Raw genomic sequence first — 24,461 nt, 5'->3', positions numbered from 1 at the left:
CGGGTGACCGACGACACACTCGCCCTCGGCGTCGACGAGGACCTCCTGACGGCCGCCTGTGTGGACATCGTGACGTCCGGTTTCCTGGTGCTGGTCGTGGACGCCGGGAGCGAGTCGATCGTCTCGGTCACCCCCGGCACCGCCCGGGCCCTGGGCCTGGGCGACGACGAGCTCACCGGCCGCACCGTGGAGCAGGTGCTCGACCGGCGGCTGATCGAGCTGCCCGGCCCGCGGCCGCAACCCGGCGGCTGGTCCACGGCCGAACCACCCCTGGCCCTGACCGCCGGCGGCACCACGCTGGCCGTGCGGCTGGTGCACCGGGCCCAGGCCGGTGAGCGCACCCTGCTGGTGCTGCGCGACCTCAGCGAGACGGTGGAGATGATGGCCGGGTGGCAGGCCGAGCTGGGCGCGCTGACGGCGAGGTCGCTGCGGATCGAGTTCACCCCGTCAGGAGAGATCACCCAGGCCGACGAACGGGCGCTGGAGCTGTTCGGTCACGCGGAGGCCGATCTGGTCGGCCGGCCGCACGACACGCTGTGCGACCCGCAGGCCGGCGACGACGCCGGGCTGCGCGAGCTGTGGACGCAGGTGCCGGGCGAACCGGTCGACGGCGTCTTCCGGCGCCGCACGGCCGACGGCGAGCCGGTCTGGCTGCGGGGGCACTACATCCCGATCCCGGGCATCGACGGCCGGGTCGCGCGGATCGTGCTGATCGCCGAGGACGCCGGCGACGAGATGCGCCGGCGCACCGACCTGGAGGGGAAGGTCAGCGCGATCGACCGCTCCCAGGCGGTGATCGAATTCGCCCTGGACGGAACCGTGCTCGAGGCGAACGACAACTTCCTGAGCATCATGGACTACGACCGGTCCGAGGTGGTCGGCTTCCACCACCGCGCCTTCGTCCTCCCGGACTACGCCGAATCCGCTGCCTACCAGGAGTTCTGGAGCCGGCTGCGGAACGGCGAGTTCATCTCCGGCGAGTTCCACCGGCTGGGCCGCGACGACCGTGACATCTGGCTCCAGGCCACCTACAACCCGGTGCTCGACCCGGACGGGCGGCCGTGGAAGGTGATCAAGTACGCGCTCGACATCACCGCGGAGAAGAACCGCACGGCCGAGTTCGAGGGCAAGGTGGTGGCCATCGACCGGTCCCAGGCGGTGATCGAGTTCGGGCTCGACGGAACGGTGATCACCGCGAACCAGAACTTCCTGCGGGTGATGGGGTACGAGCTGGACGACGTGATCGGCCGGCACCACCGGATGTTCCTCGCCGCCGACACCGACGAGGCCGACTACGAGGAGTTCTGGCACCGGCTGCGGCGGGGCGAGTTCGTCACCGGGGAGTTCCGGCGCCGCTCCGCGAGCGGTGAGGACGTGTGGCTGCGGGCGACCTACAACCCGGTGCTCGACCCGGACGGGCGGCCGTGGAAGGTGATCAAGTACGCGCTCGACGTGACCGCCGAGAAGATGCGGGCCGCCGACTACGCCGGGAAGATGACCGCGATCGACCGTTCTCAGCTGGTGATCGAGTTCGCCACCGACGGAACGATTCTCAGCGCCAACCAGAATTTCCAGGACCTGCTCGGCTACACCGCGGACGAGCTGGCCGGGCAGCACCACCGGGTGCTGGTGCGCCCGGACGAGGCCGCCGACCCGGCCTACGACCTGTTCTGGGAGCGGCTGGCGCGCGGCGAGTTCAACAGCGGCGAGTACCGCCGGGTGACCAAGGACGGAAGTGAGGTGTGGATCCGGGCCACCTACAACCCGGTCTTCGGGGCGGACGGAAAGCCCTACAAGATCGTCAAGTTCGCCACCGACGTGACCGGGGAGAAACTGCGCAGCGCCGAGCTGTCCGGGCGGCTGGGGGCCGTCGACCGGGCCCAGGCGGTGGCGGAGTTCGACCTGGGCGGCAAGCTGCTGACCGCCAACGAGAACTTCATGCGCACCATGGGCTACGCCCAGGAGGAGATCCTCGGTCAGCCGCACAGCATGTTCTGCACGCGGGAGTACGTCACCTCGGACACCTACCGGGACTTCTGGATGCGGCTGCGCAAGGGCGAGCTGATCTCCGGCCGCTTCCACCGCAAGGGCAAGTTCGGCCGGGACGTGTGGATCCAGGCCAGCTACAGCCCGATCCCGGGCCTGGACGGCCGGCCGCTGCGGGTGATCAAGTACGCCTACGACGTCACCGGTTTCGTCAGTCTCCAGCAGCGGCTCCAGGTGAAGAGCCGGGCGATGGCCGAGACCGCTCAGAAGCTGGGCGAACTCGTCACCACCGCGGCCGGGCGCTGCACCCGCTCCGACCTGATGGTCAGCCAGGCCCACGACGAGGCCCGGGCCGGCAGCAGCTCGGCGCCCGCCACCCTGCTCTCGTTCGGCCAGGTGCAGCGCACGGTGAACCACGTGGCCGAGGCCGCCCAGATCCTCGCCGACCTGTCCCGGCAGTCCAACCAGGCCGCGTTCGGCATGACCGTGGAACTGAACCGCGACCAGGTGGATCACCGCAGCGTCGCGGTGATCGTGGAGGAGGTGCGCCGCGTGGCCGACCGCTCCAACCAGGCCGCCCTGGAGATCTCCCGGCTGGCCGAGGACGTGAAACTGGAGATCAACCACGGCTACGAGGCCGCCCGCCGGGCCGAGACCGCGTTCGAGCGGGTCGGCGGCACCCTCGACAAGGTGCACGACAACGTGGAGGCGGCGGCCGACGTCATCCGCGGCCAGCAGGTGCTGGTGGCCGAGGCGGTGCGCCTGATCGGCGAACTGGAGAACACCTCCGGCGGCGAGCCCGAGGCGCCCGGGGGCACCGAGCCGGGCGTGGGGTAGGTCGACCCTCTCGAATCGGCAACTCATCGCCTGAGTCTCACGGTTCCCCCGAAAAACTCGCGAATCCCCGCTACCGTCAGCGGAACACGCGGGCCCACGGACGGGCCCGGCTGGTGAGAAAGCGGGTTTCGTGGGTAAGCACTGGACCATCCTGGGCACGACCGCCGTCGCGGTCTGCGGCCTGCTGCTCGGCGCGGCCGTTCCGGCCCAGGCCGCCACGCCCTCGTGCGGGGGCAGGAAGGCGACGATCGTGGGCACCGACGGCGCCGACCAGATCGTCGGAACCCCGCGCAACGACGTGATCGTCGCGCTCGGCGGGGTCGACCACATCGACGGGCTGGGTGGCAACGACATCATCTGCGGCGGCGCCGGCCACGACGTGATCTACGCGGGCAAGGGCGCCGACATCGTCTACGGGGGCGGCGGTGACGACTGGATCGAGGGCCAGAACGGCAACGACACGATCTACGGCGGCGCGGGCGACGACATCATCAGCGGCGGCAAGGGCAACGACACCGTCTACGCCGAGGCCGGCGTGGACCAGGTGCAGGGACTGTCCGGCGACGACTGGATCAGCGGGGGCACCGGGCCGGACATGATCTACGGCGGCACCGGCGACGACACCCTGTACGGCAACAGCGGTGACGACTTCCTGGCCGGCGAGGCGGGTTCCGACAAGCTCTTCGGCGGCACCGGCAAGAACCGGCTCTACCAGGGCGTCTACCGCAGCTGACGAGCCCGGTGAGGGCGCCCGGCCGGGGGCGCCCTCACAGATCATGCTCCAGGCGTCAGGCGGCGAGCCAGGCCAGGATGTCCTTGTGCAGCGCGAGCTGGAAGTCACCGTGGATGCCGTGCGGGGCGCCTTCGTACACCTTCAGCGTGCCCTGCTTGACCAGCTCGATCGACTTCAGCGCGGCGTCGTGGATCGGCACGACCTGGTCGTCGTCGCCGTGGGCGATCAGGATCGGCACCTCGAGGGCCTTCAGGTCCTCGGTGAAATCGGTCTCGGAGAAGGCCTTCACGCAGTCGTAGGCGCTGACCAGGTCCGCCGACATGCCCATCCGCCAGAAGTCGTCCTTGGCCCCCTGCGACACGGCGCGGCCGTGGTTGGCGCCGTAGAACGACTCGGACAGGTCCTTCCAGAACTGCGAGCGGTCGCTGAACACCGCGGAGCGGATGCCGTCGAACACGTCGATCGGCAGGCCGTCCGGGTTGGAGTCCTTCTTCACCATGACCGGCGGCACCGCGCCGACGGTGACCACGCGCGCCACCCGGCCGTTCGCGTACTGCGCGGCGTACCGCACGACCTCGCCACCACCGGTGGAGTGACCCACGACGATGACGTCGCGCAGGTCCAGGGCCTCGACCAGGGCGGCCAGGTCCTGGGCGTAGTGGTCGATGTCGTTGCCCGTGCTGGTCGCGGACGAGCGGCCGTGACCACGGCGGTCGTGCGCGATGGCCCGGTAGCCGGCGTCGGCGAACACCTTGAGCTCGAGCGCCCAGGCGTCGGAGTTCAGCGGCCAGCCGTGGCTGAAGACGATGGGCTGCCCGGTTCCGTGCTCGGTGTAGTAGAGCTCGACACCGTCGGGGGTGGTGATGGTGGGCATGGTCCTCTGACTTTCAGGGAAGGAACGTTCGGTCCCGACAACCCTGGCAGGTCCCGGGACCAAATACCTTGTTTGAACGTCCGGCGCTCTTGCGCGAGAGTACGGAGGTGTCCGGTGACCCTCTTTCCGACGCCCTCGCGCTGATCGACGCCCACTGCGTGCTGGCCCGGGCCGTGCTGGCCGGACACCCCTGGTCGCTCACCCTGCGGGCCTACGCCCCGCTGATGCTGGTGGTGCCCGCGCGCGGCGAATTCTGGCTCACCGTGCCGGGATCCGGGAAGCAGCTGCTGCTGGCCGAGGGCGACATCGCCGTGGTGCACGGCGATCTGGAGCAGGTCATGTCCAGCCGTCCCGACCTGGAACCCGAGGACGGCGAGGAGCTGTTCCGCCGCCAGGGCCGGGCCGCCCTCGAACTGGGTGACAGCCCCGACGTCACGGTGCTGGGCTGCCACATCGCGCTCGACCGCAACGGCGAGGACCTGCTGCTGGCCGCGCTACCGCCGGTCACCCACATCCGGGCCCAGGACGGCCAGGCGCCGGTGCTGCACTGGCTGCTCGACCGGCTGCTCGCCGAGATGTCGGCCGAGGGCAACGGCTCGGCCTTCGCCGCCCGGCAGTACGCCGGCCTGCTGTTCGTCGAGGTACTGCGGGGCTTCCTGGCCGACCCGTCGGCCGGGCCGCCGAGCTGGCTGCGGGTGCTGGCCACCCCCGCCCTCGCCCCCGCCGCCCACGCCATGCAGGCCGACCCGGGCCGCGCCTGGACCCTGGAGCACCTGGCCCGCACGGTGGCGATGTCGCGCAGCACGTTCGCCGAGCGCTTCCGCGAGGCCGCGGGCGTCCCCCCGCTGACCTACCTGCTGCACTGGCGCATGCGCCTGGCCGAGAGAGCGCTGCGCGAGGACGACGTCACGATCGCCTCGCTGTCGCACTCGCTGGGCTACGCCACCGAGAGCTCGTTCAGCCACGCGTTCAAGCGCACCCTCGGCCTGTCTCCCGGCCAGTTCCGCGAGCGCGCACGAGCCGAAATGACGGACGACGCGGGACCCGTCACCCGCGCCCCGTCGTCCACCGGCTGACGCCAGGCGAACCCGCGCCGGGTCGGCATTCTCAGCCACGCCGGCCGGCTCTGCCGGCGAAGTCGTCGAGCGCCCGGATCACGCCCTCGGCCAGCCAGACCCGGTTGCGCCGATTTGCCGTGGCGGGCACCACCACTCCCGCCGCGAGCAGCTGGTCGACGGCGTTCTGGGCCGCCGGGGCCGACACCCGCACCTGCTCCTGGACGTATCCGACCGTGATCGCCGGCTGCCCGATCAGATGTGGCAGCACTCTCCAGACCGCCGCGTCACGCCGCGCCCCGATCCGCCCTTCCCAGGCCGCGTACTGCTCGGCCAGGGCCTGGTGCAGAGCCCGGCCGTTGGCCACGGCGGCGAAGGCCGCCTCGGTGAAGCGCTCGACGATCGGCGCCGCATCACCGTCCCGGTAGGCGGTCAGGGCCGCGAAGTACGCCGGCGGGTCGACCAGCAGGCCCGCCGACACCGGAACGGTCAGGCGCCGGGTGGCGCCCGCCTGTTTCAGCATGACGTGCACCAGCACCCGGCCGATCCTGCCGTTGCCGTCGGCGAAGGGATGGATCGTCTCGAACTGCGCGTGGGCGATGGCCACGTGGGTCAGCACCGGGATGTCGGTGCGCCGGCAGAAGGCCATCAGGTCGGCCATCGCCCCGGTCACCCGCTCCGCATGGGGCGGCACGAAGGACGCCGTGTGCGGACTCGACAGCGTGCCGCCGATCCACACCTGGCCGTCGCGGAACCGGCCGGGCTGGGCGTAGGCGTGGCCTTTCAGCAGTGCGCCATGGGCTGCCAGAACGGTCTGCTCGGTGAGATCCTCCGCCATCTCGACCGCGCGTTGCATGGCGGCGACATTGGCCGCGACCAGGGCGGTGTTCGGCCCGCTGCGCTCGTTCAGCGTCGCCATGGCCAACGCCTCGGCCCCGGCGGTCACGTTCTCGATCTGGGAGGAGGAGGCGGACTCGGTGCGCAGCAACACTGTTGCCAACGGCGCGAATTCACCGTCATGGCCCAGGGCAACGGCCGAGAGCTCTCCGTCGAAACGGACGATCTCGGCCAGAGCATCCGCTGCGGCCGCCTCCACCCCGGCGGGAAGGGAGAACTCCCGTCGTGCCGTCGACGAGGGCACCGCGGCCCGGTAGGGCCCACGCGCCGACATCCGGGCGCGGCGAGACGAACCGATCGTCGCGGCATCGGACTCCCAGGCGCGCTCCTCGTAACCGACCGCATATCCCCGCGCCATGGCCCCCTCCGGATCCTTTAACACGCCTCGCTCTTATTAAAGGATAATGCCGGATCCTTTAATAAGAGCGCTCTCAAGCCAAGGATCCGCCCTACTCCACGTCCCCCGCCCGCGGGTCCAGCACCTGCTTGCTCTCCATCACGCCGTCCTTGAAGCACACCTCGTACCGCACCTCGCCACCGCTCTCCGGCTGCACGTACAGGTCGGCCAGGAAGATCTGGCAGTAGGCGCCGCCCGGGCTGGTGCGCACGGCCAGCGGGGCGGAGGGCAGGAGCTCCCGGGCGCGGGTCTCGTCGTCACCCGTGCGGAACGAGTCGAAGACGTTCTGCTGCAACGGCTCCGGCGAACCGGCCGCGAAGAACGCCCCGACCCCGGCGGCCAGGCAGACCAGCACGGCGGCGACCACCGCCACCAGCCCGATGCGCTGACGCCGGCTGCTGCGCCGGATCTGCTGCGGGAAGTCGCCCTGCCCCGAATCGTCGCCGGGCTCAGGCACTTCCGAATCATACGGAAGAAGGGCGGCCAGTCGGAAGCCCTCGTCGTCCATGAACCCCTGCGACAGAACCCCACCCGCCAGACGCACCCGCTCGGCCAGGCCGTGCAGGCCCTGCCCGGTGCTCGCCCCCTGGTAGGGGCGCCCCGGCCGGTTGGCCACCTCCACCACGAGAGCGTCTTCCTCGTAACGGATCTCGATCCGCACCGGCGCACCGCCGGCGTGCCGCAGCGCGTTGGTCAGGCCCTCCTGCACCACCCGGAAGGCGGCGTGCTCGGCCAGCAGGCTCAGCGGGCGGGGCGCACCGGAGTGGATCAGCTCCACCTCGGTGCCGGTGGCGCGGGCCGCCGCCACCGTCTGCTCCACCTCACCGAGCGAGCGCCCGGCGGCCTCCACCGGCCCGTCCTGGTGCAGGATCCGCAGGATCTGCCGCAGTTCGGACATCGCCTGGGCCGACGTGTCACGCAGCAGCGACAGCGCCTCCGTGGTCTGCATGGTTTGCGTGGTCTGCGGGGCTGCCACAACGGTGGACGACGAGGGGCCGGGCCCGGTCAGCGTCTGCGCGAGCCCGCCGGTGTAGAGCGACATCAGGGTGAGCCGGTGCCCCAGCGAGTCGTGCAGCTCGGCCGCGATCCGGTTGCGCTCGCGGGCCTGGGCCTGCCCGGCCACCAGCAGGCGCTCCGCGTGCAGCTCCAGGTTGCGCTGGTGCATGGTCATCACCAGCAGCCGGCGCTGGGCGATCGTCGCGGCCACGGCGGCCGGGAACACCGCGGTGGCGCAGAACAGCATCACGCCGAGCAGCCCGCCGAACACCATGCTTCCGCCGGCCTGGCCGATCGCCCCCAGCACGCTCGTCACCAGCACGACGGCGAACCCGGCGACGACGGCGCGGGGACGGCGCGCCCGGTAGCCGGCCCCGGCGCTGAGCACGATCAGTGGCAGGCCGGTGCCGTAGGTGGGCAGCGACAGCAGGGCGCCGAGCACCAGGGCCGTGACCGGGCGCAGCAGGCGCAGGGGCAGCACGACCAGGGTGGCGAGCAGTCCGGCGAGTGCGAACAGGGCCGCCGTCACCAGGCTCTGCGACGGGGCGTAGGCCGCGTACAGCAAGGCGCTGGTGAGGGCACAGCATCCGGTCAGGACGACCTCGTACAGCACCCGTGGCCAGCCGGCCCGGTGTGCCGCTCTCGCCATCCTTCGTCCCGTACCGCCCATCGCGCTCACCCTACCGTTCGCCCGGCCCACCCCGGCCGGGCGAGTCGTCCCGCCCGCGCGAATCCGCCCGTCCAGCTGCATAATCCGGCCATGGGTACGGCGATCTGGACCGAGGACGTTCTCGGGCACGGTTATCAGCAGCACACCTTCGAGCTCGGGCCCGACCCGGACGGGGAGGGAGAGGTGGCCGGGGTCCTGGTGCGCCGGGAGCCGCGCCCGGGCGAGGAGGTGCGCGGCGTGGTGCTGTATCTGCACGGGTTCTCGGACTACTTCTTCCAGACCGGCCTGGCCGACTTCCTCGCCGCCCGCGGCTTCGCCTTCTACGGGCTCGACCTGCGCAAGTGTGGGCGGGCCCGGCGACCGGGACAGACCGCGCACTACTCCCGTGACCTGCGGCAGTACGACGCCGAGCTGGACCGGGCCCTGGCGCTGGTCGGCGAGGAGCGGCCCGGCCTGCCGGTCACCCTGGTCGCGCACTCCACCGGCGGCCTGATCGCGCCGCTCTACCTGCACCGCCGGCGCGCGGCCGGGCTGACCACGCCGGTGGCCGGGCTGGTGCTGAACAGCCCGTGGTTCGACCTCCAGGGCAAGGCGGTGCTGCGGGGCCCGGGCACCTGGCTGCTGCGCGTGCTGGGTCTCACCGCCCCGACCCGGGTGTTCCGCCTGCCGCCCAGTGTCTACGGCGGCACGCTGCACGTCAGCGGCACCGGCGAGTGGGAGTTCGACCTGGCGATGAAGCCGCTGGAGGGGTTCCCCGTGACGGCGGGCTGGCTGGACGCGGTGCGCCGGGGACATGCCCAGCTGCACCGGGGCCTGGACGTCGGCGTGCCCTCGCTCGTGCTGCGCTCGGACAAGTCACACTTCTCGGCCGAGTACAGCCCGGCCAGCGACCGTGGCGACGGCGTGCTGGACGTGCGCCAGATCGCGCGCTGGGCGGGCTGTCTCGGCTCCGAGACCACGGTGACGCCGATTCCGGACGCCCGGCACGACGTGTTCCTGTCTCTGCCCGAGGTGCGGGAACACGCCTACCAGGTCACCGGGGACTGGCTGGACCGGCACAGCTCGGTGCTTCAGCCGGTTCAGGCGTAACCGCTGGGCAGCCGCGGCGTGTAGGGCCGCTCCAGCAGGGCCACCTCCTCGTCGGTGAGCTCCAGGGTGGTGGCCGCGGCGGCGTCTGCCAGGTGCTCGGGCTTCGACGGCCCGACGATCGGCGCGGCCACCGACGGGTTGCGGAACAGCCAGGCCAGGGCCACCTGCGCCATCGGCACCCCGCGCGCAGCGGCCACCTGCTCCACGGCCTCCACGATCGGCTTGTGCTCGGGCTCGGTGTTGTAGCGCTGGGTCAGCTCGTCGGTGCCGGTGCGCGAGGTGCGGGTGTTCCACGGCCGGGCCAGCCAGCCCTTGGCCAGCGGACTCCACGGGATGCTGCCCACGCCCTGGTCGGCGAGCAGCCCGAACATCTCCCGCTCCTCCTCGCGCTGCACCAGGCTGTACTGGTTCTGCATGCTCACGAACCTGGTCCAGCCGCCCAGCTCGGCGGTGTGCTGGAGCTTGGCGAACTGCCAGGCCCACATCGACGAGGCGCCCAGGTACCGCACCTTGCCGGCCCGAACCACGTCGTGCAGGGCCTCCATCGTCTCCTCGGCCGGGGTGTTCGGGTCGAAACGGTGGATCTGGTAAAGGTCCACGTAGTCCACGCCGAGCCGGCTCAGCGACACGTCGATCTGCTCCAGGATCGCCTTGCGCGAGAGCCCGGAACCGCCCGGCCCGTCGTGCACCGGGAAGTAGACCTTGGTGGCCAGCACGATGTCTTCGCGCCGCGCATACTTCTTCAGGGCCCGCCCGACGATCTCCTCGGACGTGCCGTTGTGGTAGACGTTCGCCGTGTCCCAGAACGTAATGCCGAGGTCGAGGGCCTGCCGGAAGAATGGGCCGGCCGTCTCCTCCGCCAGCGGCCATCCGGCACCGGGTTCCGACGGTTGCCCGAAACTCATGCACCCCAATGCGATTCGGCTGACTCTGAGACCGGAATGACCAAGACGGGTGTATTCCATACGTCACATGCAATCACGGCCGGGTCGGGTCGGCACAGCGTAGATAGGCGGCGATCCGCTCCCCCGGCCAGCCGTGCGAGTCGGCCAGCCCCCGCGCCAGGTGGGCCAGGTAGGCGGGCGAGGGCGGAACGGGCGGCAGATCACCCGCCCGCCAGGGACAGGTGAAGGTCAGCACCGGGCGCCCGTCCGGCCCGTCGGGCAGCCGCAGCAGGGTCTGGTAACGCCCGTCCCCCAGCGACATCCGGCCGGTGGACAGCACCTCGGTGAGGTCCAGGTCGGCGCCGGGACGGCCGTACATCTCCTGCGCCGCCACGTCGGCGAACTGCCCGGCGGTGATCAGGTAGGCCCGCATCGCCGCCGTGCCCGGCAGCAGCGGGTCGTAGAACGCCCGGCCCCCGCCCCAGACCAGCGACCGCGTGGCGAAGAAGATGCCGCCGGGCACCTCGACCGCGGTGGTCGCCCGGGGCGGGCTGGGGTCACGGCATCCGGGGGCCGCCAGCATCCCGCCGTCCGGGGTTCCGCCCGACAGGTAGCAGGCGAAACGCCCGGCGTGCAGGTTGGACCCGTAGGCGGCGTACCAGACCAGCCGCGGCCGGCCCGGCCCGCCCTGCCCACTCGCCCTGCCCGTCCCGCTCGCCCCGCCCGGCCCGCTCGCCCCGCCCGCTCGCCCTGCCCGGCCCGCTCGCCCCGCTCGTCATGCCGGTGACCCGGCGGCGAAGAACCTCCGTTCCAGCTGGGCCGAGGCCTCGAAGGCCTGCCACATCTGTTCGCGCACCTCGGGTTCCGCGTCCGCAGCGGCGCGGTCGGCAATCCCGCGCGCGCTGCGGGCGGACTCGCCGAAGAGCGAGTCCTGATAGGTGTCGATCCACTCCCGGTAGGGGTTTCCGGCGGCGGAAGGACCCAGTTGACGGCCGATGTCGGCGTACATCCAGTAGCAGGGCAGCACGGCCGCCACCCCCTGCTCGTAGCCGGCGTCGGTCGCCGTCTCCAGATGGTCGAGGTAGGCCCGGGTGACCGGACCGATCGGGTCGATCGGGGACGACGAGGCCCCCCAGGCCCGGTGCAGCGCTGTCTCGGTGGTCAGGCAGGCCGCGGCGGAGCCGGCCCAGAACGCCTGTTCCACCGGGTCGTCCGCCATCCGCGCCAGGCGTGACAGCACCGCGGCGTACCCGTCCAGGTAGTGCGTGTCCTGCGCGAGATAGCCGACGAACTGGTCTTTTCCGAGCGTGCCGTCGGCCAGGCCGGTCAGGAACGGGTCGGTGACGGTGTCGGCGCGCAGCTGCGCGATCCGCTGCCACCACTCGCCGCTCGCGCTGGTGGCCAGGCCGCCGCGTTCCCACAGCCCGGCGAAGTGGCTGACCGGGCCGTGCCCCTGCCCGACCCGTAGTTCCTCGCCGTGGCGCAGACTCTCGGTGAGCCAGCTCTTGGCCCGGTCGATACTGGTGAGCCAGTCGCCGGTGGTCACCTGCCAGGTGGCCACGGCGGACGAGAGGGAGCAGCCGGTGCCGTGGGTCGCCGTGGTGGGCACGCGGGGTGCCTGGAGACGACGCACCGGCTCGGCCCCGGAGGCGTCCACCAGGGCGTCGAAAACCGTTCCGCCGTCGAGGTGACCGCCCTTGGCCAGCACCCGCACGCCCCAGCGTGCGGACACCTCCAGGGCCTGCCGCACCACCTCGTCCCAGTCACCGGCCGGCCGGGAACCGGCCAGCACGGCCAGTTCCGGCACGTTCGGGGTGATCAGACCGGCCAGCGGCAGCACCTCGTGCAGGGCCTGCTCGGCCTCGGGCGACAGCAGCCGGTCGCCGCTGGTGGCCACCATCACCGGGTCGATCACCACCACCGGCGGCCGCACCCGGCGCAGCCAGCCCGCGACCTCGGCGATCACCGCGGCGTCGCCGAGCATGCCGACCTTGACCGCGTCGATCTGCACGTCGTCGCTCACCGACAGCAGTTGCTCGCGCAGGAACTCCACCGGTGGCGTGTGCACCGAGCGCACGCCCCGGGTGTTCTGCGCCACCAGCGCGGTGACCACGGCCATGCCGTAACCACCGTTGGCGGCGATACTTTTCAGGTCGGCCTGGATGCCCGCCCCACCGGTCGGGTCGGTGCCGGCGACGGAGAGGACCCTGGGCACGACGCGGGCCGCGAGCCCCGCCGCTCCGGGCAGAGGCCGCTTCACGCCGCACCCTGCCAGGCGCTCCGGTAGGCCCGCGCCGCCGCGACCGGGTCGGCGGCACCGCAGATCCCGCTCACCACAGCCACTCCGGCCAGCGATCCCCCGGCCCGTCGCCCCTCGCGCGGAGCCACATCGCCCGGAGCCCCGTCACGCGAGGCCTCGTCACGCAGCATGCCGGCGCGCAGGGCCCTCGTGTCGTCCACCGTGATCCCGCCGATCGCCACCGCCGGAAGCCGGGACTGCCCAGCCCGTTTCAGCATGCCCTCGATCCCCAGCGGGGCCGGGGCGTCGGGCTTGGTCGCGGTCGCCCGCACCACGCCGACGCCCACGTAGTCGACCCGTGCCGAGCTCGCCGCGGCGGCGGACAACTGGGCCGTGGTGGCGGCGCTCAGGCCGAGCACCGCGTCCGGACCGATCAGGTCGCGGGCACAGGCGGCGGGCAGGTCGCGCTGGCCCAGGTGCACGCCGTGCACCCGCACGCCGAGCGAGCGGGCGGCCAGGAAAACGTCGACGCGGTCGTTCACCAGCAGGGTCACGTGGCCGGGCAGAGCCTGCGCCACCTCGGTCACCGTGCGCAGGAAAACCCCGGCGGGCTGGTTCTTCTCACGCACCTGCACGGTGGTGACGCCACCCCGCGCCGCGTCGGCCACCAGCCCGGGCAGGTCCCGCCCCGCGCGCCGGGCCGCCTCCGTGTCGGTGACCAGGTAGAGGCTCAGGTCGGGCGTGCTCATGACAGCCGCGCGGCGCGGGCCAGGTCGTCGGCGGTGACGGCACTCAGCGCGTCGAGGAACGCGACGGCGAACGAGCCCGGGCCACCGGCGAACGACGCGGCCTGCTCGGCCGCCACCGTGTACACCAGCACCGCGGCGCAGGTGGCCGTGAAGTGGTCGGACTCGACGGCGGCGAACGCGGCCATCACCGCACCGAGCGCGCAGCCGCCACCCGTGACCCGGGTCAGCAGGGCGTCGCCGTTCGCGATGCGCACCGTGCGCCGGCCGTCGGTGATCAGGTCGACCGCACCCGACACCGCCACGACTCCGCCTGTCTTGGTGGCGATTTCGACGGCCGCGCCGGTGGCGGCGTCCACCCCCTCGGTGGCGTCGACGCCGCGCCCGCCGCTGCCCGTGCCGGCCAGGGCCAGGATCTCCGAGGCATTGCCCCGCACCACACTGGGCCCGAGGTCACGCAGCCGGTGGGCCAGCGCCGTGCGCACCGGCAGCGCACCGATCGCGACCGGGTCGAGCACCCAGGGGGTTCCTGCCTCCACCGCGGCCGGGGCCGCGGCCTCCATCGCCGCCCGGCGCTCCGCGTGCGGGGTGCCCAGGTTGATCAGCAATCCACCGGCCACACCGGCGAAAACCCCTGATTCCTCGGGGATGTCGACCATCGCCGGGGCAGCGCCCAGGGCGAGCAGCACGTTGGCGGTGAAATTGACGACGACATCGTTGGTGATGCAGTGGACCAGCGGCCCACGTTCTCTGACCCGGGTCAGCAGATCGCCTGCGGTGGAAACGGCAAAACCCGTCATCCGAGGACATCCCTTCGCTAGTGCGAACTAGATCAGGTTCGACGGGTGTGATCTCAGCCCCGGCCGGGGCACCCCGTGTCTCTGCCCGAAACCTCTCACTTCCCCCGATAAATCGCAAGGGCCCAGCGGACCGGCGGAATGCCCGGGGCGGCAGCGGGGTTGGCCTCCGGCATGACGACGATCGGACTCATCGGCAGCGGAAACATCGGCAGCACCGTCGCGCGCCTGGCCCTGGCCGGCGGCCACGACGTGGTGCTCAGCAACAGCCGGGGCCCCGAGACCCTGGCCGGTCTGGTGGCCGATCTCGGCCCGCGGGCCCGGGCCGCCACCGCGGCCGAGGCGGCCCGGGCCGGCGATCTGGTGGTGGTCACCGTGCCACTGAAGAACTATCTGGACGTGCCGGTCGAGCCGCTGCGTGGCAAGGTGGTGATCGATACGAACAACTACTACCCCGACCGTGACGGCCACATCGACTCGCTGGACCAGGAGTCCACCACCACCAGCGAGCTGTTGCAGGCCCACCTGCCGGAGTCGCACGTGGTCAAGGCATTCAACAACATCTTCTTCCAGCACCTGGCCACCCTGGCCCGGCCGGCCGGCGATCCGGAGCGCTCCGCGCTGGTGATCGCCGGTGACGACCCGGCGGCCAAGAAAACCGTCACCGAGTTCCTGGACTCGATCGGTTACGACACGCTCGACGCCGGGCCCCTCGCCGAGGGCTGGCGCTTCCAGCGTGACACCGCCGCCTACGTCACGCCCTACGTCGACCCGGCCGAGGGTTTCAGCGGCCCGGCGCACCCGGCCGCCGCCGACACGCTCAAGGAGTCGCTGTCCCGGGCCGAGCGCTACCGGGACATGTGAACAACGGGCCAGATGTGAGGAACAACCCGGTAAATCACCCCTGTTTCGGTCCGGCCGAAGTGGGCTACTGGACTTCTATGTGATCGTGAAGCACGCACCCATCGACGCGCCCCCGCCAGCGGGTGGCGCCCGGACGACCCAGGCGTCGTCCCATCGCAGTGACATCCAGGGACTGCGCGCCGTTGCCGTGCTCATGGTGCTCCTGTACCACACGGGTCTCGGGCCCAGCGGTGGATTCATCGGGGTGGACGTCTTCTTCGTCCTGTCCGGGTTCCTCATCACCGGGCTGCTGATCCGCGAGCACGACCGCACCGGCCGCATCGCGCTGCTCACCTTCTGGGCCCGGCGGGCGCGGCGTCTGCTGCCCGCCGGGGTGCTGGTGCTGCTGGTCACCTGTCTGGTGGCGCGCTGGTGGCTGCCGGCGGCCCGCTGGGAGAGCATCGGGCAGGACGCGATCGCGGCCAGCGCCTACTTCATCAACTGGCGGCTGGCGGCGGGCTCGGTCGACTACCTCAGCGAGGGGGCGGCCGCCAGCCCCTTGCAGCACTACTGGTCGCTGGCCATCGAGGAGCAGTTCTACCTGGCCTGGCCGCTGCTGATCACACTGCTGCTGATCCCGCGCAGCCGCCGCCCGGCCGCCGCGGTGATCGGCCTGGTGATCGCCGGGTCGTTCACCCTGGCCCTGCTCACCTACGGCCCGCAGACCTACTTCACCACGCACACCCGGGTCTGGGAGCTGGCCGCCGGCGCGCTGTGCGCCGTGGTGATGTCGCGCCGGTCCGGGCAGCCGCGCTGGGGCGGGGCGATGAGCTGGCTCGGCCTGGCCCTGACCGTGGGCGCGCTGTTCGTGGTGCGGCCGGAGACGATGTGGCCGGGCCCGCTGACCGCCGTGGTGGTGGCCGGCACGGTGCTGGTGCTGCGCTTCGGCGAGGCCCCGCGCGGCACCGGCCGGCTGCTGTCGGTGCGCCCACTGACCTGGCTGGGCGACATCTCCTACTCGCTCTACCTGTGGCACTGGCCGCTGGTGGTGTTCGCCGAGCGCGACGGCGTTCTCACCCTGGCCGAGGGGGCGGGCGTGGCCGTGGTCAGCGTGCTGCTGGCCGCCGTCACCTACGTGCTGGTGGAGCGCCCGGCCCGCACCGCCCGGTTCTGGCTGCCGACCCGCCTGGGCATCGCCGGCGGTCTCACCCTGGTGCTGGTCGCGGCCGGCTCGGGCAGCGCCCTGTCGCAGTCCCGCTCGATCACCGAGGCGAAGGACCCGGCCGGGGCGGCGGCGGTGCAGACCGTGCAGACCTCGGCCACCACGCTCTCGCCCCCGCCGGAGGAGGCCGAGGACGACTCGGGCGACATCTACCGGCGCGACTGCCCGTCCAACTACGAGGACACCTCGGTGCGCCCGTGCGTGTTCGACTACAGCACCGGTGCGGCCGATCCGGTCGTGGCGGTGGTCGGCGACTCCAAGGCCGGGCAGTGGGTGCCGGCCCTGGAGGAGATCGCGAAGCAGCACCACTGGAAGCTGATCTCGATCACCAAGGCGGGCTGCCCGTTCTCGGACATCACCCGGCTGGAGGGCAAGCCGCTCACCGAGTACACCGCCTGCGTCACCTGGAACCAGGCCGCCGTTCAGGAGCTGCGCACCCTGGCCCCCGACGTGCTGTTCACCACCCAGCTGGGCACCTACATCACCACGAAGAACGGTGAGCAGCTGGACGGCGAGGCGAACCGGGAGGAGGAGATCCGCGGCCTGAGCGCCCGGATCGACGAGGTGACCGCGGCGGGCATCCCGGTGGTGACCTTCGCCGAGACCCCGCACCTGCCGCAGTTCGCGCCGGACTGCGTCAGCCTGCACCTGAACGACCTGACCGCCTGTGCCGTCGACCGCGCCGAGGCCTTCGCGAACAGCGGCATCGTGAAGGAGGCCTCGGAGCGCAGCGACGTGCCGATGCTGGACCTGACCGACAGCATCTGCGCCCCCACGCAGTGTGCGGTGGTGATCGGCGACGTGCTGGCGTACCGCGACGACCACCATCTGACAGCCACTTTCGCCCGCACCCTGGCCCCGTTCGTGGAGCAGAGGCTCGGCGCGGCGCTGGAGTCCGAGCCGACGGTGCGCAGCGAGTTGCTGGACTGAGGACGACCACCGGGACGACCACCGGAGCGGGACGTCGTGTCTAATGATCCGTGTGACGTCCCCCTCCGGCACCCTCACGTTCCCCGACGGGCAGTACCTCTCCGTCACCTCCCGGCTGAGCCTCGGCGCGGGTGGGCAGACCGGTATGTTCCTGCTGCGCAACAGATTGTTCGCCGAGCACGCCGGAATCACCCCCACGCTGGTCTCGTTCGACGACCAGGCCGACCACCCGCACATCCGCGCCGAGCTGCTGGCCGCCGGCCGGATCCACCCGTCCACGGTGGTGCTGAACCTGTTCGAGTGGTTGCGCACCCAGCCACTGGAGGCGCAGGACGACGAAATCCTCGCCACACCGCCGGATCTCGCCGCCACGGTCGATCCCCGGCCGGACGGCACGAAGCATCGCACGCGTTACCTGGACGAGGCCGGCCGTTGCGTCGTCCGGGATTATCACCGGCCCGACGGCAGCGTGTACCTGCGCCGCACACCGGAGGGCGTGCTGCTGGCCGGACCCGACGGCCGGATCGTGCGCCGGTTCGCGCACCTGGGCGCACTGCGCCGCTGGTGGCTCACCCGGCTGTTCGACCCGGACCCGCTGCGGCCGGTGTTCCTGATCTCCGACAGCCGTTTCGCGCTGCGCCATCTGGTGCCCCTGGCCGACCGGTCCCGGGTGCGGCTGATCCACGTGGTGCACAACATCCATGTGCGCGAGCCGTACCGGTGGGACTCACCGGCCCATCCCACCCACGCACCGGTGCTGGACGCGATTCCCCGGCTCGACGCCCTGGTCACGCTCACCCACCGGCAGCGCGACGACATCAGCGCCCGCTTCGCCACCGCGAACAACCTCCACGTCGTCCCCAATCCGGTCGACCCGCAACCGGTGGACGACGAAACTCCCCGTCAACCGGCGTCTTTCGTGATGCTCGGCCGCCTGATGCCGCAGAAGCGCATCGACCACGCCGTGCGCGCCTTCGCCCGGATGGCACGGCAGGAGCCCGGCGCCACGCTGGACATCCACGGCGACGGCGAGGAGCGCGAGGCCCTGGCGGCGCTGATCGCCGAGCTCGGGCTGGAGAAGTCGGTGCGGCTGCGGGGTTACGACCCGCTCGCCCGCGAGAGCCTGCGCACGGCAACGGCTCTGCTGCTGACCAGCCGGTTCGAGGGCTATCCCCTGGTGGTGCTGGAGGCGCTGGAACACGGCTGCCCGGTGATCGCCTACGACATCGCCTACGGCCCGCGCGAGCAGATCACGCACGGCACCACGGGTTTCCTGGTGCCGCCGGGCGATCTGGATGCCCTGGCCGGGCACATGGTGACTCTGGCCCGCGACCCGCTGCTCGCCCGGCGCCTGGGACAGGCGGCCCGGGCGAGCGCGGCGGATCACTCGGTGGACGGTTACCTGCGGGACTGGAAGGCCGTGCTGGACGCGGTGGAACTCAGAAGATCAGGGCCAGCAGGGCGATCAGGATCAGGGTCCCGACCAGACTGACCACGATCGAGCCGAGACAACCCAGCCGGTTCGAGAAGAAGAAGAACATGCCGGTTACTCGGTTTCCGGTGCGCCGGAGGCCTCTTCGGCCGCACCGCGGACCGTCGAGTCGCCGCCGGGCAGCGAGGACGGCGAGGCCGGCCGGTTGCCCTCCTCCGGCGTCTCGGGTGCGTTGCTGCGTTCCTCGGCCGCACCACGGTTCGTGTTCTGCTCACTCATCGGTCTGCTCCATCCAGATCAGGGACGCGGATCACGACGGCTCCAGATCTGGCGTCGCGCCTGAACCCCTGTGCGGCAGCGCATCGACGGCAGACCACCGACACCGCGTCGGCGTGGCCGCCGGTGCCTGGCTGGGCGTCCGCCCAGGAGACGTGCGGGAACCGGGACAGCCGGGAGCGGCTCAGCGCCAGGCCGCAAAGGGTCTGGTTGTGGCCTGGCTCCCAGCCGTGCACCTCGCCGGCGGGCCTGCGCACCCCGTCCGGGTCCTGCCAGGTGCCGGAGGCCGCGACCGCTGCCTGCCGCCTGGATGCGCCCACGTCGTCGCCGCCCCTCGCACGCCGTCACGAAGGCTCTGTGCTGAACCCGGAGTCGCCTCGCACCAACGTAACCGTGGCGGGGGCCTTCGCCACTCGCGCCGCCCCCGGCCCCTCGGATCAGACCAGGCCCTGCGTGGTCAGGAACTCCTTGGCCACCTCGGCGGGCTCCCGCTCCTTCATCGTGACCTGCACCATCATCGTGGTGAGCTTGTCGGTGCTGAGCTTGTTCGACACGTCGTACAGCGCGTTCTGCACGGTGTCGGAGGCCTTGTCGCTGCGGATCAGCGGCAGCACGTTCTGCGCGGCGAACAGGTTGTTCGGGTCGGGCAGCACGACCCAGCCCTCGGTGGCGATGTTCGGGTCGGTGGTGAAGATGTCCGCGGCGTCGATGCTGCCGTTCTTCAGCGAGGCGACGGTGCGGGTGCCACCGGCGTCGAGGGTCTTGAAGCGGCCGAAGTCCAGGCCGTACACCCGCTTGAGGCCCTTCACCCCGTCGTCCCGGGTCTTCCACTCCGGCGGGCCACCCAGAGTGAGCTGCCCCGCAACGTCTTTCAGGTCGGAGATGGAGAACAGGTTGTACTTGTCGGCGGTCTCCTCGGTGACCACCAGGGCGTCCTTGTCTTCCGCCTCGGACTGGTCGAGCACCTCCAGGCCCTCGGGCACGGCCTCGGTCAGCTCGCGGTACACGTCGGCCGACGACACGGCCGAGGTGCTGTCGTCGAAGTAGGTGAGCAGGGCGCCGGAGTACTCCGGGGTGAGGTCGATCGAGCCGTCCTGGAGCTGCGGGACCAGGTCTTCGCGGGAGCCCAGGTCGAGCTTGCGCTCCACGGTGACGCCCTGGGCCTCCAGGGCCTGCGCGTAGATCTCGGCCAGCAGCACGTTCTCGGAGAAGTTGGCCGACCCGATGACGATCGTCTCGGACGAGCTGGGTGAGGCCGTGGCCCCGGTCGCCTCGCTCCCGCCCCCGCAGGCGGTGAGGACCAGCAGGGACGAGGCGAGGGCAGCGACGATGACCGTCCTGGTCCGCTTCATGGGTGACGTGTCTCCTGTACCGCGAGTGATGATGGATCTGCGCCCTGCCCACCCTGCCCACTCCGCCGCCGGAAGACATCGGACAGAAGGTCACAAGTCCACTACTTTTATCACCCTTGACCAGGCGAAACGACGCACCCCGTCACGGCTTGCGAGCCACCCCGGCCCAGTACCAGGCGGATTCCGGATCGGTGACCTCACCGTCGGGCCGCCATGCCCGAACGGGCACGATGCCCGGCTCGGTCAGCTCCCAGTCGCCGAAGAACCCCGCCACCTCGGCCTTCGTGCGCGGCACGAAGGTCATGCCGGTGGCCCGGGCCGATGCGGTGACCTCGCCGACCACCGGCGGGTCGAAGTCCGCCGTGGGATGGGTCAGGGCCAGGTAGCTGCCGGACGGCAGCGCCTCACGCAGCTGGGCCACGGCACCCTGCACGTCGTCCTGGTCGTCGATCAGCATGAGCACCGCGATCAGCATCAGCGCGACCGGGCGGTCCAGATCTAGCTGCTCGCGCAGCTGCGGGTCGGACAGGATCCGCTCCGGCCGGCGCAGGTCGGCGGCGATGTAGGCGACCTGGCCCACCTCGTTGCTCACCATCAGCGCCCGGGCGTGGGCCAGCACCACCGGGTCGTTGTCGGCGTAGACCACGTGCGCGTCGGGGGCCACCGCCTGGGCGGTCTCGTGCAGGTTGGGGCTGGTCGGGATGCCGGTGCCGATGTCGAGGAACTGCCGCACGCCGTCGGCGGCCAGCACCCGCGCGGCCCGGTTCACGAAGTCGCGGTTGGCCCGCGCCATCTCGCGCATCGAGGGGATCTTCTGGAGGAACAGGTCGGCCAGCTGGCGGTCGGCGGCGTAGTTGTCCTTGCCGCCCAGCCAGTAGTCGTACATCCGGGCCGAGTTCGGCACCAGGTGGTCCGGATGGACCGCCGCCGCACTGTCTCCCAGCACCGACTGGGTCGTCTCCTGCTCCGCCACGGTCGCCCCTCCCGATCGCGCGCGCGGGCAGCACACCCGGCGCTTTTGTCGCTTCTGTGCCGGTGCCTACCGTATCGCCGGTTGGCCCGCAGTGACGGGCGATCCTGGGGTCGGCATCCCCAGGATGTGCGGGGCCCTGCCTGATCCGGCCGGGGCGCACGAGCATCAGGGCATGGACATCACCTCACGCACCCTCTTCATGGCCGGCGGCACCTCCGGCATCGGCCTGGAGCTCGCCCGCCGGTTCCGGGCCGCCGGCAGCACCGTGGTCGTCGGTGGACGCCGGCAGGACCGGCTGGACGAGCTGGCCGCCGAGGGCCTCGGCACCGTTCCGGTCGACGTGACCGACGCCGCCTCGGTGGTCCGGGCCCGCGACGCCGTGCTCGCCGCGTACCCGGACCTGGACACCGTCGTCACCATGTCCGGCGTGCTGCTGACCGAGGACCTGCGCGACCCGGAACACTTCGCCACGGCCACCACCACGATCGAGACCAACCTCTACGGCACCGTCCGGGTGCTCGACGCCTTCACCCCGCACCTGATCGCCCGGGGCTCGGGCACTTTCGTCACGGTCAGCTCGGGCATCGGCTTCCTGCCGTTCCCGCTGATGCCGACCTACGCCGCCAGCAAGGCCGCGGTGCACGCCTACTCCGAGGCGCTGCGGGCCCAGCTCGACGGCACCGGCGTGGAGGTGACCGAGCTGGTGCCGCCGCTGGTCACCACCACCCCGGAGGCCGAGGCGCAGATGCCGCACGCCCTGCGCCTGAGCGACTTCGCCGACGAGGTGATGGCGCTGTTCGCCACCGAGCCGACCCCGCGCGAGGTGCTGGTGCAGGGTGTGCTGATGCACCGCTGGGCCGAGCGCGACGGCACCTACGACGAGCTGGTGGCGCAGCGGTCGAAGGCACTCGCCATGCTCCCGGGCCGAGCCTGATCGCGCCTGATCGCGCCTGATCGCGCCTGATCGCGCCTGATCAGCCGTACACCGCGGTCAGGTGCTCGTGCAGGGCGGGCGCCGACAGCGGCAGGGTGCGGAACCCGACGTGCCCGTCCGGGCGCACCAGGTAGGCCGCGGGCCCGCTCACCGCGTAGGTCTTCGCGAAGTGCCCGTCGCAGTCCTGGTACACCGGCAGCTCCTGGCCAGGCAGGCCGGGCAGGTCGCCGGACACGATCGCGCACACGTTGACCTGGCCCGACGTGGCGCCGCGGGCCATCTCGGCGACGGCGTCGAGGTCCGCCGCCTCGTCGGTCCAGAGCAGCAGCGTGGCCCGCGCGTCGTTGAGCACGTCGAAAAGCCGCAGCGGGTGCGCCACCCCGAACCGGCGTAGTTCGGTGACGTCGGGGGCGCGGTGCCCGGGCAGCGGCCCGGCCGAGGCGTCCACCCCCTCGCCCAGCCGCTCCCCCACCAGCGGGCTGCCGGCGTAGTTCATCGTCATCTGCATCTCCAGCAGGAACTGCGCCTTCTGGTCCTCCATGTCCATCTCGTCGGTGAAGGCCAGGTTGACGGCGCGGTCCACGATCGCCCGCCCGGCCGGGCGGCGTTCGGTGTCGTAGCTGTCGAGCAACGCGGGCCGGGCCTGGCCGCGCAGCACCAGGGCCAGCTTCCAGCCCAGGTTCCAGGCGTCCTGGATGCCGGTGTTCATGCCCTGGCCGCCGGCGGGCGGGTGCAGGTGCGCGGCGTCACCGGCGACGAAGACCCGGCCCTCGCGGTACCGGTCGACGATGCCGTGCTTGATCCGGAAGATCGAGGCCCAGCGCAGGTTGCTCGCGGTGGTGGCGGAGGGCGCCAGCTCGTCCAGCACGCCCTGCACGTCGGCCAGCGCGGGCGGGTCGTACTCCTGCGAGAAACCGGCCGGCACCACTCCGGTGCCCACCGCCTGCTGGTAGTGCTCGGGCGCGAGAGTGGCCACCCGGTAACGGTTCTTCCCCTTCAGCGGCACGCAGACCAGCATCCCGGTGAAGTCGCCGTCCTCCTCGATCCGGACGAACCGCAGCAGGTGCCCGGCCGGCATCTCCCAGTCCAGGTCCACGTCGGCCAGCATGAACAGCTGCGGGAACATCGACAGCCCGCCCTCGAAGGTCAGCCCGAGCTGCTCGCGCACGGCGCTGTGCGCGCCGTCGCACCCGACCAGGTACCGCACGCGGGCCGTGCCGTTCGACAGCCGCGCGGTCACGCCCTCCTCGTCCTGGGTCATCGAGATCAGCGAGACGCCGCGCTCCACCTGCACTCCCAGCTCGTTCAGCCGCTGGGTCAGGATCCGCTCGGTCTCGTACTGCGGCAGCCCGAGGTGGGCGTAGGGCAGCTCGTCCAGGCCCGCCCAGTCCACCTGGTGGGTGAGACGGCCGTTCACGTAGACGGTCTGGCCGTGCAGCCAGGTGCCCGCGTCGATCGCCTGGGTCACCACGCCCTGCCGTTCCCACACCTCCATCGTGCGGCAGTGGATGCCGATGGCCTTGTCGGCCTGGCCGGAGGGCTGCTCCCGCCGGTCCACCACGCGCACCCGGATGCCGCGGCGCGCCAGCTCGATCGCCTGGGTCAGGCCGGCCGGGCCGGCGCCGACCACGAGCACCTCCGCGTCGTTTACCATTGTCGTTGTGGCGGTGGGTGAATCAGGGACGACGCGAGCCGTGACCGGTCGCTGCCGGATCTGGAAGATCTGGCGACTGAAGTCGACCGACAACCAGCGGGCCAGCGGGCCGGCGTCCTTCAGGTGGGCCGGGTCCTCCACCCATTCCAGGAACTGCCGCTCCGACTCCCACTCGGCGAAGATGTGGTAGCGCAGGCCGTCCGGCTCGCGCAGCAGCTCCTCGCGCAGATGGCCGGGCGCACCCGACACCCGGTCGGCCACGGTCAGGTAGGCACGCTCGAAATCGGCCTCCTCACCGGGCTGCACGCTGGTGGACACGTCCACCCGCACCGGCCGGGAGTCGTCGGCCTCGATCGACTCCAGCAGGGTGAAGGTGGACCGGGAGGCGTCCTCGCGCAGGTCGCGCAGCGCCTCGGTGAGGTGCTCGCGCAGGTCCGAACGGCCGAACGCGTCCACCGAGGCGCGGTCCACCCAGTCGGCCACCACCAGGAAGGTACGCGGGTCGGACTCGTCGCGCAGCAGCTGCTGACCCAGACATCCCGGCACCAGGCTGATCCGGCGGGCCGCGCCCTTCCAGGCGGTCTCGAAGGCGTTCTCCTGGCCCTCGCGGGCCCGCATGCGCAGAATCGTACGGACGACGGTCAT

At 71.6% G+C, this 24,461-nt stretch carries 19 protein-coding genes, 1 pseudogene and 1 riboswitch; of the genes and pseudogenes, 8 read left to right on the top strand and 12 right to left on the bottom strand.

The window, feature by feature from the left end:
- The first annotated feature begins 3 nt into the window (after positions 1 to 3).
- Both KIH74_RS11395 and KIH74_RS11390 read left to right on the top strand, forming a co-directional pair.
- Positions 4 to 2,823, top strand: a complete 2,820-nt coding sequence (locus tag KIH74_RS11395; RefSeq protein WP_214155830.1) for a methyl-accepting chemotaxis protein — start codon at positions 4 to 6, stop codon at positions 2,821 to 2,823.
- A gap of 130 nt (positions 2,824 to 2,953) precedes the next feature.
- Positions 2,954 to 3,556, top strand: coding sequence for a calcium-binding protein (locus tag KIH74_RS11390; RefSeq protein ID WP_214155829.1), 603 nt, complete (start codon positions 2,954 to 2,956; stop codon positions 3,554 to 3,556).
- Positions 3,557 to 3,611: 55 nt separating this feature from the next.
- Here the strand turns inward: KIH74_RS11390 and KIH74_RS11385 are convergent, their stop codons facing one another.
- Positions 3,612 to 4,430, bottom strand: coding sequence for an alpha/beta fold hydrolase (locus KIH74_RS11385; RefSeq protein ID WP_214155828.1), 819 nt, complete (start codon positions 4,428 to 4,430; stop codon positions 3,612 to 3,614).
- Positions 4,431 to 4,537: 107 nt separating this feature from the next.
- Between KIH74_RS11385 and KIH74_RS11380 the strand changes: the two genes are divergently transcribed.
- Positions 4,538 to 5,506, top strand: coding sequence for an AraC family transcriptional regulator (locus KIH74_RS11380; protein ID WP_214155827.1), 969 nt, complete (start codon positions 4,538 to 4,540; stop codon positions 5,504 to 5,506).
- Positions 5,507 to 5,537: 31 nt separating this feature from the next.
- Here KIH74_RS11380 and KIH74_RS11375 read toward each other — a convergent pair whose 3' ends face one another.
- Both KIH74_RS11375 and KIH74_RS11370 read right to left on the bottom strand, forming a co-directional pair.
- The gene (locus KIH74_RS11375) at positions 5,538 to 6,740 is read right to left on the bottom strand and encodes a Fic family protein (protein ID WP_214155826.1); all 1,203 of its coding nucleotides are present in this window, start codon (positions 6,738 to 6,740) and stop codon (positions 5,538 to 5,540) included.
- A 91-nt stretch (positions 6,741 to 6,831) separates the two neighbouring features.
- Positions 6,832 to 8,424: a sensor histidine kinase gene (locus KIH74_RS11370; protein WP_214155825.1), complete on the bottom strand. Its 1,593-nt coding sequence runs from the start codon at positions 8,422 to 8,424 to the stop codon at positions 6,832 to 6,834.
- 111 nt (positions 8,425 to 8,535) lie between these two features.
- On the opposite strand from KIH74_RS11370, the gene KIH74_RS11365 reads away from it, so the two are divergent.
- Entirely contained in the window at positions 8,536 to 9,534 is a 999-nt protein-coding gene (locus KIH74_RS11365) for an alpha/beta hydrolase (protein ID WP_214155824.1), read from the top strand.
- Here KIH74_RS11365 and KIH74_RS11360 read toward each other — a convergent pair.
- From KIH74_RS11360 to thiM, 5 genes are all read right to left on the bottom strand, one after another.
- Positions 9,525 to 10,499 (bottom strand): aldo/keto reductase, encoded by a 975-nt coding sequence (locus KIH74_RS11360; RefSeq protein ID WP_214155823.1) that lies wholly within the window; start codon positions 10,497 to 10,499, stop codon positions 9,525 to 9,527. The genes KIH74_RS11365 and KIH74_RS11360 overlap by 10 nt on opposite strands.
- Positions 10,500 to 10,512: 13 nt before the next feature.
- Complete coding sequence (locus KIH74_RS11355; RefSeq protein ID WP_214155822.1) at positions 10,513 to 11,001, bottom strand: hypothetical protein; 489 nt, start codon at positions 10,999 to 11,001, stop codon at positions 10,513 to 10,515.
- A gap of 192 nt (positions 11,002 to 11,193) precedes the next feature.
- The gene (thiD, locus tag KIH74_RS11350) at positions 11,194 to 12,678 is read right to left on the bottom strand and encodes a bifunctional hydroxymethylpyrimidine kinase/phosphomethylpyrimidine kinase (protein ID WP_214155821.1); all 1,485 of its coding nucleotides are present in this window, start codon (positions 12,676 to 12,678) and stop codon (positions 11,194 to 11,196) included.
- Positions 12,675 to 13,406, bottom strand: a complete 732-nt coding sequence (locus KIH74_RS11345; protein WP_214155820.1) for a thiamine phosphate synthase — start codon at positions 13,404 to 13,406, stop codon at positions 12,675 to 12,677. The genes thiD and KIH74_RS11345 overlap by 4 nt, the downstream gene beginning before the upstream one ends.
- Positions 13,403 to 14,203, bottom strand: a complete 801-nt coding sequence (gene thiM / locus KIH74_RS11340) for a hydroxyethylthiazole kinase (protein WP_214155819.1) — start codon at positions 14,201 to 14,203, stop codon at positions 13,403 to 13,405. The genes KIH74_RS11345 and thiM overlap by 4 nt, the downstream gene beginning before the upstream one ends.
- Positions 14,196 to 14,289, bottom strand: a riboswitch (TPP riboswitch). Its footprint overlaps the gene before it by 8 nt.
- Before the next feature lie 85 nt (positions 14,290 to 14,374).
- On the opposite strand from thiM, the gene KIH74_RS11335 reads away from it, so the two are divergent.
- From KIH74_RS11335 to KIH74_RS37610, 3 genes and pseudogenes are all read left to right on the top strand, one after another.
- A complete protein-coding gene (locus KIH74_RS11335) occupies positions 14,375 to 15,064 on the top strand; it encodes an NADPH-dependent F420 reductase (RefSeq protein WP_246572172.1) in 690 nt (229 codons plus the stop codon).
- 85 nt (positions 15,065 to 15,149) lie between these two features.
- Entirely contained in the window at positions 15,150 to 17,195 is a 2,046-nt protein-coding gene (locus KIH74_RS11330) for an acyltransferase family protein (protein ID WP_214155817.1), read from the top strand.
- A 43-nt stretch (positions 17,196 to 17,238) separates the two neighbouring features.
- Positions 17,239 to 18,552, top strand: a pseudogene (locus tag KIH74_RS37610) (glycosyltransferase); the annotation flags it as partial.
- 189 nt (positions 18,553 to 18,741) lie between these two features.
- On the opposite strand, the gene KIH74_RS11320 reads toward KIH74_RS37610, so the two are convergent.
- The 3 genes from KIH74_RS11320 to KIH74_RS11310 all read right to left on the bottom strand — a co-directional run bounded on the left by KIH74_RS11320 (position 18,742) and on the right by KIH74_RS11310 (position 21,159).
- Positions 18,742 to 18,906: a hypothetical protein gene (locus KIH74_RS11320; protein ID WP_214155815.1), complete on the bottom strand. Its 165-nt coding sequence runs from the start codon at positions 18,904 to 18,906 to the stop codon at positions 18,742 to 18,744.
- Positions 18,907 to 19,340: 434 nt separating this feature from the next.
- Positions 19,341 to 20,255, bottom strand: coding sequence for an ABC transporter substrate-binding protein (locus tag KIH74_RS11315; protein ID WP_214155814.1), 915 nt, complete (start codon positions 20,253 to 20,255; stop codon positions 19,341 to 19,343).
- Positions 20,256 to 20,397: 142 nt separating this feature from the next.
- Positions 20,398 to 21,159, bottom strand: a complete 762-nt coding sequence (locus tag KIH74_RS11310) for an SAM-dependent methyltransferase (protein ID WP_372492047.1) — start codon at positions 21,157 to 21,159, stop codon at positions 20,398 to 20,400.
- A 241-nt stretch (positions 21,160 to 21,400) separates the two neighbouring features.
- Between KIH74_RS11310 and KIH74_RS11305 the strand changes: the two genes are divergently transcribed.
- Positions 21,401 to 22,162, top strand: coding sequence for an SDR family oxidoreductase (locus KIH74_RS11305; RefSeq protein WP_214155812.1), 762 nt, complete (start codon positions 21,401 to 21,403; stop codon positions 22,160 to 22,162).
- Positions 22,163 to 22,202: 40 nt separating this feature from the next.
- Here KIH74_RS11305 and KIH74_RS11300 read toward each other — a convergent pair whose 3' ends face one another.
- Positions 22,203 to 24,461 carry an FAD-dependent oxidoreductase gene (locus tag KIH74_RS11300; protein WP_214155811.1) on the bottom strand — a complete coding sequence of 753 codons (2,259 nt, stop codon included), beginning with the start codon at positions 24,459 to 24,461 and terminating at the stop codon, positions 22,203 to 22,205.

The sequence above is a fragment of the Kineosporia corallincola genome (assembly GCF_018499875.1).
Lineage (GTDB): Bacteria > Actinomycetota > Actinomycetes > Actinomycetales > Kineosporiaceae > Kineosporia > Kineosporia corallincola.
The sequence above is the reverse complement of the archived record's forward strand: the minus strand, read 5'-3'. Positions and strand labels throughout refer to the sequence as shown.